At 52.6% G+C, this 12,414-nt stretch carries 14 protein-coding genes; 9 read left to right on the top strand and 5 right to left on the bottom strand.

Annotated features, from left to right (window positions below; genetic code table 11):
• The first annotated feature begins 5 nt into the window (after positions 1-5).
• Positions 6-905 (top strand): glycosyltransferase family 2 protein, encoded by a 900-nt coding sequence (locus tag O1722_RS22465; protein ID WP_033486969.1) that lies wholly within the window; start codon positions 6-8, stop codon positions 903-905.
• Positions 893-2,104, top strand: a complete 1,212-nt coding sequence (locus O1722_RS22470) for an O-antigen ligase family protein (RefSeq protein WP_015570034.1) — start codon at positions 893-895, stop codon at positions 2,102-2,104. The genes O1722_RS22465 and O1722_RS22470 overlap by 13 nt, the downstream gene beginning before the upstream one ends.
• Before the next feature lie 26 nt (positions 2,105-2,130).
• Here the strand turns inward: O1722_RS22470 and O1722_RS22475 are convergent, their stop codons facing one another.
• Positions 2,131-3,084: a polysaccharide deacetylase family protein gene (locus O1722_RS22475; RefSeq protein ID WP_033486970.1), complete on the bottom strand. Its 954-nt coding sequence runs from the start codon at positions 3,082-3,084 to the stop codon at positions 2,131-2,133.
• 150 nt (positions 3,085-3,234) lie between these two features.
• Here O1722_RS22475 and rfaQ point away from each other — a divergent pair, with 150 nt between their 5' ends.
• From rfaQ to coaD, 7 genes are all read left to right on the top strand, one after another.
• Positions 3,235-4,305, top strand: a complete 1,071-nt coding sequence (rfaQ, locus tag O1722_RS22480; protein WP_032672153.1) for a putative lipopolysaccharide heptosyltransferase III — start codon at positions 3,235-3,237, stop codon at positions 4,303-4,305.
• Positions 4,302-5,429 (top strand): glycosyltransferase family 4 protein, encoded by a 1,128-nt coding sequence (locus tag O1722_RS22485; protein ID WP_015570036.1) that lies wholly within the window; start codon positions 4,302-4,304, stop codon positions 5,427-5,429. The genes rfaQ and O1722_RS22485 overlap by 4 nt, the downstream gene beginning before the upstream one ends.
• A 2-nt stretch (positions 5,430-5,431) precedes the next feature.
• The gene (locus tag O1722_RS22490) at positions 5,432-6,532 is read left to right on the top strand and encodes a glycosyltransferase (protein ID WP_479954400.1); all 1,101 of its coding nucleotides are present in this window, start codon (positions 5,432-5,434) and stop codon (positions 6,530-6,532) included.
• A gap of 11 nt (positions 6,533-6,543) precedes the next feature.
• On the top strand, positions 6,544-7,533 hold the full coding sequence (locus O1722_RS22495) for a glycosyltransferase (protein ID WP_015570038.1): 990 nt from the start codon (positions 6,544-6,546) through the stop codon (positions 7,531-7,533).
• 66 nt (positions 7,534-7,599) lie between these two features.
• Positions 7,600-8,874 carry a lipid IV(A) 3-deoxy-D-manno-octulosonic acid transferase gene (gene waaA / locus O1722_RS22500; protein ID WP_003860874.1) on the top strand — a complete coding sequence of 425 codons (1,275 nt, stop codon included), beginning with the start codon at positions 7,600-7,602 and terminating at the stop codon, positions 8,872-8,874.
• Positions 8,874-9,644: a glycosyltransferase family 2 protein gene (locus tag O1722_RS22505; protein WP_017693965.1), complete on the top strand. Its 771-nt coding sequence runs from the start codon at positions 8,874-8,876 to the stop codon at positions 9,642-9,644. Before waaA ends, O1722_RS22505 begins: the two co-directional genes overlap by 1 nt.
• Positions 9,645-9,647: 3 nt before the next feature.
• Positions 9,648-10,127, top strand: coding sequence for a pantetheine-phosphate adenylyltransferase (gene coaD, locus O1722_RS22510; protein WP_015570040.1), 480 nt, complete (start codon positions 9,648-9,650; stop codon positions 10,125-10,127).
• Between the two features lie 2 nt (positions 10,128-10,129).
• Here the strand turns inward: coaD and mutM are convergent, their stop codons facing one another.
• The 4 genes from mutM to radC form a co-directional block, all read right to left on the bottom strand.
• Complete coding sequence (mutM, locus tag O1722_RS22515; protein ID WP_003860879.1) at positions 10,130-10,939, bottom strand: bifunctional DNA-formamidopyrimidine glycosylase/DNA-(apurinic or apyrimidinic site) lyase; 810 nt, start codon at positions 10,937-10,939, stop codon at positions 10,130-10,132.
• Positions 10,940-11,011: 72 nt separating this feature from the next.
• A complete protein-coding gene (rpmG, locus tag O1722_RS22520; RefSeq protein WP_003024094.1) occupies positions 11,012-11,179 on the bottom strand; it encodes a 50S ribosomal protein L33 in 168 nt (55 codons plus the stop codon).
• 22 nt (positions 11,180-11,201) lie between these two features.
• Positions 11,202-11,438: a 50S ribosomal protein L28 gene (gene rpmB, locus O1722_RS22525; RefSeq protein WP_002436699.1), complete on the bottom strand. Its 237-nt coding sequence runs from the start codon at positions 11,436-11,438 to the stop codon at positions 11,202-11,204.
• 217 nt (positions 11,439-11,655) lie between these two features.
• The gene (radC, locus tag O1722_RS22530) at positions 11,656-12,321 is read right to left on the bottom strand and encodes a RadC family protein (protein ID WP_006812419.1); all 666 of its coding nucleotides are present in this window, start codon (positions 12,319-12,321) and stop codon (positions 11,656-11,658) included.
• Positions 12,322-12,414: the final 93 nt, after the last annotated feature.

Genomic DNA, 12,414 nt, shown 5'->3' on the forward strand with positions numbered 1-12,414 from the left:
TTTTTATGGCTTTTTTAAGCGTCATTATTGCTGCGCATAACGCTGAAGCTACGCTGCACGCCACGCTTTCAAGCCTGCTGGCAGCAACCGATCAGGATACTGAAGTCATTATTTTCAATGACAGTTCTGAGGATGCCACGCAGGCAATAATTGAAGAGTGGTCGCCGAAATTTCCTCAGATCATAACGCGCACCGTGAACTTTCGTAACGTCGGCCGGGTACGAAACAGTGCTGTCGCGCTGGCATCGGGTGAGTATATTACGATGCTCGACAGTGACGATTGCTTAAAGCCTGGCAGCCTCAGGGACGCAATGGCCTACCTGAAAGCGCAACGTCCGGATATGTTACTGACACGTTTGCTTGAGATTCGCGATCCCCGGAGAATGACTTCAGACTGGCAGGGATTTAATCCTGTGCCATTGTCACAACATGAAGCAATTGCTCGTTTCTTACGTCATAAAGACTTTCAGGCACATCTCATTGGCCAGTTTATTCATCGTAGTCTTTACGAGAAAAATCCCATACCTCCGATGTTATGTTATGAGGATTTCGCTGTCTTCCCGGGAATGTTGATGCAATCGAGCAAAATAGCCTATCAACGCCAGGGGCATTATTATTACATCAAGCGTCGCGACAGTTTGTCGAGCAGTCTGGACGCCAGCAAAATTTCAACGCTTGTCGAATGCACGTTACAGATGGAAAGAACATTTCCGTCACGCTACAAACATCTCGTCAATTGCCACTGGTTTGATATTTACGGCAACCATCGGTCCTGTCTGACAGACCAACAATTGCAGCTCGTGAAACAACGCGTAAAGACCATGTATACATTGTCTTTTTTCCTGTCCACCGATGTTCGTTTTAGCTACAAAAAAAGGGTTATTGAGGCGTTATGGAAAAAATAAAACCACGGCTATATCAACTGACGATCGCTTTAAGCCTCATCTCCTTGATACTGGCTTTAGTCAGTTCTGGGAAGCAAAGAGAGTTTTTCTATATCGCTATTTACGTCAGTATTATTGGCCTGGCTTTCGAATATAAAAAAATCACTTTGCGACCTTTTACTATAGCGCTGCCCATTCTGCTGATTGGGTTACTTAACCTCGGCTGGTACTTACTCTATGAGTATCATAACGAGGGCCTCAACCTTTACAGCGACTACCTCGGTGCCAGCAAAAAGTTAATTTTAGCGAGTGTCCTGATTTTCTATATCGACCGCTTTAAGTTTTATATCGATAAGGATACCTTCAGGAAATTCTTCTTCTTCGCAACGGCCTTGGGGTTTGTGCTCGCCACAGGGTATGGCTTGTGGCAGGCCTCGCAAGGTATGACTCGCGTTGAGATGGCAATTAACCGTGCCACCGTTTCAGCTTATGTTTATTCTGTCCTGTCACTGGCTTTCGTATACAGTCTTTACCTTCAACAGAACGTGAAGCTGTATGTTGTTGCGGGCTTCACTATATTAATCTCTTACTTCGTCATACTGTTGACGGGGACCCGCGCTGCGATGGGTTTATATCTGCTTCTGGCGATTGTGCTCACGCTTTATCATTTCAGAAAGATTCATCTTAAATCAGCCCTCATCTTTTTATGCATTGTTGCAGGCGTTGTAATCGTTAGCTACAAGCCATTGATTTCGCCAAAAATACAACAAACCCAACGTGAGGTTGAACGTTATCAACAAGGTTTTGACCGCACCTCACTCGGCGCACGTTTTTCGATGTGGACTATCGGGATCGAGAATGGTCTTGCCCATCCGTTAGGGCAATCGCTGGAAGAGCGTGAAGCGTGGACCCGACACTACATTAAAGACGGCCATCCTCACCTTGGCAGTGCACTCGAATACATCAAAGTCCACCTGCATAATGAATTTATTGAGAAATACTCTTTGCAGGGGATCCCCGGCGTAGCGGTAATGCTCTTTTTCTTCGTTTCGATGATTGTGTATGCCCTACGAAACAGAAACGCACTGCTGCTGACGTCGATGCTTCTTTTGCTTTTGTATGGACTGACGGATGTCATACTGCTCAGTTCAGAAGCCTTAATCTTCTTTATGATTTTATTTGCGTTAAGTACACCTTTCTCACAAACAAAACAGCAATAACAAATATGCCCGCCTGGCGGGCATAACTATTTTTTGTACTGGTAAAACTCCGCCAGCGTCATCCCCACGGTCTTATCTGATAACCAGGTAAAGAGCTGCTCCAGATCCTGATACAGCCCCTCAATCGCGACCTCGTCTTTAAAAGTAGGGCTCCCGCCAGGCATAAATTCCGACGAATGCAGCATGAATTCCACGTAGTCATTCCCCTGAGCCAGGCACTGCTGCGCAACCTTAATCATCTCCGCCGCATTTCCTCCGGACGGACGTAACCAGTTAACTGACGGAGAACGGTATTTACCGCGCAGACGATCATAACCCTGCTTCAGGGAATTCAGCCATGCCGGGTGTTTATACTGGATGCTCATCGGCACTTCGAGGAGAGGGCTGTTTCCCGGCCGGGAAATGTCGTCTACGTCCAAAAAGTAGGCACGATCGGGAAAATGCTGGTAATTCGTTCCGCCCTTACCCTGCGGGGCACCTTTCGCGTTGCGCCAGTTCACGCGCGGCGTAACGGAACAATCTACCTGATACCCCAGCTCAATCAGCAACTGGGCGTAACGGCTGTCGAATGCCCAGCGCCCGGCGCGATGGCTGAGCATTTTTGTCTGGAAAGTCTCTTCCAGTAAGCGGGTCATGAAGAGCACTTTCTCACACATGACCTCGTCTGAAAACTCAATCAGATAAGGCTGCCAGCGCCAGTCATCACCGGTCAGATCGTGTTCCGGAGGGCTATTCCAGGCATGGAGATGCATTCCCACCTCACCCTGGCCGCGGGCTATGACCTCTTTCGCGAACTCAATGAATACCGGTTCGACTGCCATCTCGTAGTTGGTCAGCCAGACGGGCTTAAAGCCGAAGCGTTCACAAAGCGCCTGAAACCGCGCCAGGTAGCGCGCGTTTTCCGTTTTGATCACCCGGTGGTTCTGCCAGAGATTATCCCCTTCGGTATCGATCGTGATGATAAACGCTGGTTTTTTCATAATGAGCCCGCAAGACAAAATAGTTAGCGCTATGTTACGCACGCCCGAAAGCAGGAGTAAACCCTTCCAGGGAAATTCCTGACATTATGGAGAAAGAGTGCAAGTCGTTACCAGGTCTATTAGAATTGCCAATAGTACAACGCCGATAAGATGATGATGAATAACTTACCTGACACGCCTGATTTGCGCATTTTACTGATCAAACTTCGCCATCATGGTGACATGTTACTCACCACCCCCGTCATCAATTCATTACGCCAGAAATGGCCTGACGCCCAAATCGACGTGCTTCTCTATGAAGAGACGCGAGACTTGCTCGCCGCGCATCCGGCAATCAGGACGATCTATGGTATCGATCGTAAATGGAAGCAGCTGGGGACGCTGAAGCACCTGCAAAAAGAGTGGCAGTTGCTTCGTGCTTTACGTGCTCAGCATTATCATCTGGTGATCAATCTTGCCGATCAGTGGCGCAGCGCGATTGTTACCCGCTTCACCGGTGCACCGGTTCGGCTCGGGTTCGCTTTTAACAAGCGCAATAATGCCTTCTGGCGTTTTTGTCACAGTGAACTGGTCTCGGTCGCCAGCCATCAGTCGTTGCACACCGTTGAACAAAATCTCTCCATACTGTCAGCGCTGCCGGTAATGGCCAACCCTACCGTGACCATGGCTTACAGCGCGGATGACTGGCGCCATGCTCACCAAAAGCTGTCGCAAAAGGGCGTGGGAGACCGCTACATCGTTATTCAACCCACTTCACGCTGGTTCTTTAAGTGCTGGGATGAAGGCAAAATGGCGCAAACTATCGCCGCGTTGCAGCAGGACGGCCACACTATCGTCCTCACGGCGGGACCGGATAAGAAAGAGCTGGCGATGATTGACCGCATTCTTGCCGCCTCCCCGCAGACGGGTGTTGTATCGCTGGCAGGGCAGTTAACCCTGCGCCAGCTGGCCTCGCTAATCGATCACGCAATCCTGTTCATTGGCGTTGACTCCGTACCCATGCACATGGCCGCCGCCCTTCAGACGCCCTGCGTGGCGCTGTTTGGCCCGTCAAAATTGACGTTCTGGTCGCCATGGCAGGTTAACGGAGAGGTCATCTGGGCAGGTAACTACGGCCCGCTTCCCAACCCTGACGCCATTGATACAAAAACGACGGAACGTTATCTCGACGCCATCCCCGTTGATGCTGTCGTCTCCGCCGCAAGGAGATACCTGCAATGAAGCTTCATCGTCTGGCCATTGTGCGCCAAAAATATCGTCCGGATGGGGGAGCAGAACGTTTTGTCTCCAGGGCACTTACCGCGCTGAGCAATCAAAATCTTGAGCTCAACGTCATCACCCGCGAGTGGCAGGGCGAAAAGCAGGACGACTGGCATATTCATATTTGCGATCCCCGAAAGTGGGGCCGCATCAGCCGTGAGCGCGGCTTTGCACACGCCGCACGCGCGCTGTGGCAGCAACAGCAGTTTGATATTGTCCAGAGCCACGAACGTATTCCGGGCTGCGATATTTACCGCGCCGGGGATGGTGTACATCGACGCTGGCTGCTACAGCGTACGCGTATTCTTCCCGCCTGGCGCGCGAAGCTGCTTATGCACGATCGCTATCACCGCTACGTGATGCACGCAGAACGTGAAATGTACCAGGCTCCCGAGTTGAAAGCCGTTATCTGTAATGCGGAGATGATCAAGCGCGAAATCGTCGAAGACTTTGATATTGACGCAAAAAAGATACATGTGATTTATAATTCAATAGATTCCAGCCGCTTCGTTCCGGCAGAAGAGAGGCAACGCGCTGTACTGCGTCAGCAATTTGGCTTACCCGCTGATGCCGTCATTTTCTGCTTCGTGGGTTCAGGGTTTGAACGCAAGGGGCTGGCAAGCGCTATTCGGGCTATAGCAGGAACCTCGGCGTGGCTGGTTGTGGTCGGTCAGGATAAAGCGGAAAGCCGTTATCGCGACCTCGCCCGTTCATTAGGCTGTGAGGGGCAAATCCGTTTCCTGGGGATGCAAAAAGAGACGCTGCCATTTTATCAGCTTTCTGATGGTTTACTGCTGCCGACGCTGTATGATCCTTTCCCTAACGTCATACTTGAAGCAATGGCCTGTGGATTGCCCGTCATTACGTCAGAGAGTTGCGGTGGTTCAGAATTTATTGAGCAAGGCCAGAACGGGTTTTACTGTGATGCACTTGATATCCACACATTGAAGGAGGCCGTCATGTCCATCCCTTCACTGGAAAAAAATAACAATATGGGGCTTGCGGCGCGTGAACGCGTCAGAGAAGCAACCCCTGAAAAACTATCAAGTCAGCTTATTTCGCTTTATCAAAAATTACTGGATTAATAATGCGCATCCTAATGATTATTGATGGTTTACCCGGTGGAGGAGCCGAAAAAACGGTTCTCACCCTCTCCAGCGGACTGACAGAACTGGGGCATCAGGTCACCCTTTTCTCCTTACGGAAGGTGTGCGACTACGCCATTCCGGAAGGCATCGATTTTCAGGTTGTGCAGGATACCTGTAAAAAACCCTGGCGGAAGCTGACCGAGATCCCGCGTCGCGCCCGTTTGCTGGATCGCGCCATCGAGCAGGCAGAACGCAGCGGTAAATTTGACGTCGTGTTCTCACATCTGCATAAAACCGACCGTATCGTGGCGCACAGCCGCGTGCTGGATCGGGATAAGGTCTGGTTCTGCGTACACGGGATGTTCTCCTTCTCCTATTTGCGCCATCGCAGCGGGCTTTCTCGCTGGTTTAAGCATTATAAAATCCGTCATACCTATGAAAACCGCAACGTGGTGGCGGTATCCGGCGCCGTGCTGCACGATCTGTCTGAAGTCCTCGCGATCCCCCTGCGGCGCAAAGCGGTTATCCATAACCCCTTTGATATCCCTGAAATTCAGCGTCTGGCGGAAGCGCCCTTTGAGATGCAGGGGCAGGATTACATTATCCATGTTGGCCGTTTTCATGAACACAAACGTCACGACAGGCTGCTGCGGGCGTTTGCGCTGAGCAAGATCGACGCATCGCTGGTGTTGATGGGCAAAGGTTCTGACGCGAAAATAAATCAGCTCAAACAGCTTGCCGCTAAGCTGGGAATTGAAAACAAGATCGTCTTCCGCCCGTTCGAAACCAACCCCTACCCGTGGATCAAAGGGACACGCCTTTTAGTGTTAAGTTCCGACTGCGAAGGTTTTGGTAATGTACTGGTAGAGTCCATTATCTGTCAGACCCCACCGGTGAGTACAAACTGCCCTGGCGGCCCTGCTGAGATCCTTACTGGCCCCCTGGCGCGTGGTCTGACAGCGTTAACCGACGAATCACTGGCGAAAACCCTGGCAGAACTGTATGCCTCTCCGCCGGTTGTTGATCGCGAAACGATCGCATCGTTCGGTATCAACGCCATTTGCCAGCAATACATTGCTTTGGTCGACAACCAAAAATAATCAGGTTTCATATGCAAAATTCAGCGCCTTTATTAAGCGTGGTGGTGGCCGTTTATAACGGTGAAGCTTTTCTCGATCAGTTCTTTACCTGCCTTGTAAATCAACACATCGACAGTATGGAAGTCATCATCGTGAATGACGGTTCCACTGACCGCTCGATGCAGATTGTCGAAAAATGGCGCGAAAAGCTGCCACAGATGCAGGTTATTGAACAACCTAATCAGGGCGTGTCCATCGCGCGTAATACTGGCCTGGCCGTTGCGACCGGGCAGTATCTCTCTTTCCCGGATATTGATGATGTCTTCAAACCCGGCATGTACCAGCGTCTGCTGGATATGGCCGTCACGCAGAACCTGGATGTCGCCACCTGCAATGGCAACTACGTCTGGGAAAATAACAAAAAACCGTCTCGCCCTATCTTCCCTGAAGATAAGCTCGCCTCAACGGGCGTCATGAATGGCGCGGCATGGTTAAAAAAGGCGCTGGATTCACGTAAGTTCCTGCATGTGACCTGGCTGAATATCTATCGTCACGATTTTATTCGTCAGCACGGCTTCCGTTTCGAGCCAGGCCTGCGCCATCAGGATATCCCGTGGACGACTGAGGTGCTGCTTGCCGCGGAACGCGTTCAGTACACCAGCGAACGCTTTTACGACTACTACATTCACTCCGCCTCGGTATCGCACACCCCGGATAATGACGACACGCTGATTCGCTCTGCGCGCCATTATATGAAGATCCTGAAGATGCTTGATGCCATTAACCAGCGCTACCCGGATAAAGTGAAAAATATCCCGGCCTGTTACTGGCAAATCGCTAAAGAGGGTCTGGGAATTATTCATACCTTCGACAACATGAAGGATGAGGCGAAGAAATCAATGATAATCAAAGAGTTCTTCGACACCGGGATCTGGAAGCTCATCTGGAAAAGTGCCAAAAGCCCGCGTTTGCGCTGGCGCCTGGGCCGGCGCTACTTCCGTTTAAAACGGTATCTGGCATAAGAGATAGCTTTAGCACGCTTAAATGCTTAGAATTTCCCGGCCGAAACTAAAAAAACGGATAATCGCTTGGAATTGTTGTATACCGCCCTGCTCTACATCATTCAGCCACTGGTGTGGCTGCGACTGTTGCTTCGTAGCCGTAAAGCGCCTGCGTACCGTAAACGCTGGGCCGAACGTTATGGCTACTGCCGCAATAAAGTGGCGCCGGACGGTATTCTGCTGCATTCCGTGTCAGTCGGGGAAACGCTGGCCGCCATTCCACTGGTGCGTGCCCTGCGCCACCGTTATCCGTCACTGCCCATCACCGTCACCACGATGACGCCAACCGGCTCAGAGCGCGTGATGTCTGCCTTCGGTAAAGACGTGCATCACGTCTACCTGCCGTACGATCTCCCCTGCGCCATGAACCGTTTCCTGAATACCGTGCGCCCTAAACTGGTGATCGTCATGGAAACCGAACTGTGGCCGAATATGATTTCCGCCCTGCATGCCCGTAAAATTCCTTTGGTTATCGCCAACGCGCGTCTGTCGGAACGCTCGGCGAAAGGGTACGGCAAGCTGGGTAAATTTATGCGTCGCCTCCTCAGCAAAATCACGCTGATCGCCGCGCAGAACGAAGAAGATGCCGCGCGCTTTATCGCCCTCGGCCTGAAGCGCAACCAGCTTGCGGTCACGGGTAGCCTGAAGTTCGATATTTCCGTCACCCCTGAACTCGCCGCCCGTGCGGTAACACTGCGTCGTCAGTGGGCGCCGCGTCGCCAGGTCTGGATTGCCACCAGCACCCATGACGGCGAAGAAGCCATTATTCTTCAGGCTCACCGCCAGCTGCTGGAAAAATTCCCTGATTTACTTCTGATTCTGGTTCCTCGCCATCCTGAGCGTTTTAAAGATGCCCGCGAGATGGTGCAAAAAGGCGGTTTCAGCTTCACCCTGCGCAGCAGCGGCGAAATCCCCTCTGGCAGCACGCAGGTGGTGATTGGCGATACGATGGGCGAACTGATGCTGCTGTACGGGATCGCCGATCTTGCTTTCGTTGGCGGAAGCCTGGTGGAGCGCGGTGGTCATAACCCGCTGGAGCCAGCAGCCCACGCCATTCCCGTGCTGATGGGGCCACACACGTTTAACTTCAAAGATATCTGCGCGAAATTGCAGCAAGCCGATGGCTTAATCACCGTGACCGACGCGGATTCGGTGGTCAAAGAGGTCTCTACCCTTCTGACTGACGAAGATTACCGCCTGTGGTACGGTCGTCACGCCGTTGAAGTCCTGCATCAGAACCAGGGGGCGCTGACCCGTCTGCTGCAACTTCTGCAACCTTACCTGCCGCAGCGGAGCCACTAATGTCAACGCGTCTGTCGGTCGTGATGATCGCCAAAAACGCCGCCGACCTGCTTCCGGATTGCCTGGCCTCTGTTGCCTGGGCTGACGAAATCGTCATTCTCGACTCCGGAAGTACGGACAACACGGCGGACGTTGCCCGTGCAGCCGGGGCAAAAGTCTTTACCGACACCGACTGGCAGGGCTACGGTATTCAGCGCCAGCGTGCGCAGGGTTACGCCACGGGCGATTACGTGTTGATGATCGATACCGATGAGCGCGTCACCCCGGAACTCCGACAGGCCATTCAAACGGTGCTTGCCGCGCCACAGCCCGGCGCGGTCTACAGTATCGCGCGTCGTAACTATTTCCTGGGCCGCTTTATGCGCCACAGCGGCTGGTACCCCGACCGCGTGATGCGCCTCTATGCGCGCGAGCGTTATCAGTACAACGACAACCTGGTCCATGAATCTCTGGCCTGCGATGGCGCTCAGGTCATCCCCCTGACGGGCGATCTGCTTCATCTGACCTGCCGCGATTTCGCCAGCTTCCAGCGGAAACAGCTGAACTATGCCACCGCCTGGGCACAGGAGCGGCATACGCGCGGCAAGAAGGCCACGCTGACCGGCATCTTCACCCACACGCTGGGCGCGTTTCTGAAAACGCTGCTGCTGCGTGGCGGCGTGCTGGACGGCAAACAGGGCTGGTTACTGGCCGTAGTGAATGCCCAGTATACTTTCAACAAATACACCGAGCTGTGGGCGCTGAACCGCGGCTACTCAGAGAAAACGTGAGCCATGAGCACAAAAGCGATTTATCCGGGTACCTTCGATCCGATCACTAACGGTCATCTTGATATCATCACCCGTGCGGCGTGTATGTTCGACAAGGTGATTCTGGCCATTGCCGCCAGCCCGAGCAAAAAGCCGATGTTCGACCTGAACGAACGCGTGCAGCTTGCCACCGATGCGATTTCGCATCTGTCGAATGTTGAGGTCGTCGGATTCAGCGACTTGATGGCAAACTTTGCCCGTGACCGGCAGGCCAATATCCTGATCCGCGGTCTTCGCGCGGTAGCAGACTTCGAATATGAGATGCAGCTGGCACACATGAACCGCCATTTGATGCCGGAGCTGGAGAGCGTATTCCTGATGCCCTCCAAAGAGTGGTCCTTCATCTCTTCCTCACTGGTGAAAGAGGTGGCGCGCCATCACGGGGACGTTACCCACTTCCTGCCTGTTAACGTCCACCAGGCGTTGATGGAAAAGCTAAAGTAACCCTACTTCTGGCACTGACGGCAGTAAAACGTGGCGCGCTGAGCGTGCTTCGTGGCAATAATCGGCGTCCCGCAGGCTCTGCACGGCTCACCCTTACGGCCATAAACCTGCAACTCCTGCGCAAAATAGCCCGGCTTCCCGTCGCTTTGCAGGAAATCCTTCAGCGTCGTCCCGCCCTGCTCAATTGAGCGCAGCAGTACCGCTTTAATTACTCTGACCAGCAGCTCGCACTCCTGCGCCGACAGCGAGGAGGCCAGCCGATCGGGATGGATCCCGGCGGCAAACAACGATTCGCTGGCATAGATATTTCCCACGCCCACCACCAGCTTGTTATCCATCAGCCAGGGTTTAATCGGGGTTTTCTTTTTCGCGCACTTCTCTTTGAGATAATCCGCGTTAAACGCCTCTGACAGCGGCTCAGGTCCGAGATGCGCCAGCACGTTGTGTCCTTCCAGCTCTTTGGTCCACAGCCATGCGCCAAAGCGACGCGGGTCGGTGTAACGCAGCACTTTGCCGTTACTCATCACCAGATCAACGTGGTCGTGCTTTTCCGCAGGCAACTCTTCGGTGAGGATGCGCAGGCTTCCCGACATGCCCAGATGGATAATGATCCAGCCGTCAGGCAGCTCCAGCAGCAGGTATTTCGCGCGGCGCTGCACGCTCAGGACGGGTTTGTCGCTTAACGCGTGGATCTCATCGGACACCGGCCAGCGCAGACGCCCGTTGCGAACGACAGCATGAAGAATAGTCGCGCCAACCAGATGGGGCTCAATGCCGCGGCGGCTGGTCTCTACCTCAGGTAATTCAGGCATGGTTCCTCCGTTGAGATGCAGAATGCAAAAAACCCCGCAGTTGCGGGGTTTTTCAATACAAGGAGACTAAAATTATTTGATTTTAGCTTCTTTGTACAGTACGTGCTGGCGTACAACTGGATCGAATTTTTTCAGTTCCAGTTTTTCCGGCTTAGTACGTTTGTTCTTCGTGGTGGTGTAGAAGTGACCTGTACCAGCAGAAGAAACCAGCTTGATTTTCTCGCGAATACCTTTAGCCATGATTTATTTCCTCTTTAAGTACTTAGTACTTTTCGCCACGGGCACGCAGTTCGGACAGAACTGTATCGATGCCTTTCTTATCGATTACACGCATACCTTTAGCAGATACGCGCAGGGTGACAAAACGCTTCTCGCTCTCAACCCAGAAACGGTGAGAGTGCAGGTTCGGCAGGAAACGGCGTTTAGTCGCGTTCAGTGCGTGGGAACGGTTGTTACCGGTCACCGGACGCTTGCCAGTAACTTGGCAGACTCGGGACATGTCTATTCTCCAAAAATCAAATTAGCTCGAGCTTCGTATGGGGTATCGGCGCCTCGTCAGGCTTTACAGCCCGGTCATCGCATAGTTCTATTGAACTCTCGATTGCCAGGCCCAAATGCCAAACCCGAGATTCTCAAAGGTGGCGTAGTATACGCTGACTCGGCGGTGTGCTCAAGTCCCGAACAGACAAAGATCCCGATGGATCGCGAGAAAAGGCCTAAATCCAGCCACGTTCGGCAAAAGAAATGTACTCTCCGCGGCCAATTATCAGATGGTCCAGCACACGAATGTCCATGAATTGACAGCATTTGATAATACGTTCGGTAATTGCTTTGTCAGCTCTGCTTGGTTCTGCACAGCCAGAGGGGTGATTATGCGCGAGGATCACGCCGGCTGCATTCACTTTTATCGCTTCCCGCACAATTTCACGCGGATGCACCTCAACGTGGCTCAAGGTTCCCGAAAAAAGGCGGGTATGTTTCAGTACCCGGTTTTTGTTATCGAGAAAGATCACCATAAAGATCTCCCGCTCCAGATCGGAGAGCTGGCTTTGCAGAAATTCGCGGGTCATGTCGGGGGTGAGGATCGGGTCTTCTTCTTCCATACGCACGTTGTAAAATCGCCGGGCCAGCTCGGCAATGCCCCGTAACTGGGCATATTTCGCCACGCCAATGCCCTCAACGTGCGTAAACGCCTCCAGCTCAGCGGTCAGCAATCCATACAGTGAACCGAAATGGTCTATCAGTTCTTTCGCCAGCGTAAATACCGTTTTCCCCGGCGTGCCTGTGCGTAAAAAGAGCGCCAGCAGCTCGTCGTCCTTTAACAACGTGACGCCATGACGCAGCATTTTTTCACGCGGTAGCAGCAGTTCAGTCTCTTCCATGCCCGGCCTCCTTCTGTTTGCCATTATGCTGCCACAGGCAAATTCGGGGTTCGACGCTGGCATTTCGTTCTTGCGTAACGCCTCGCAAAGTGA

This window comes from Enterobacter cloacae complex sp. HYC003_NIDB, from assembly GCF_056673375.1.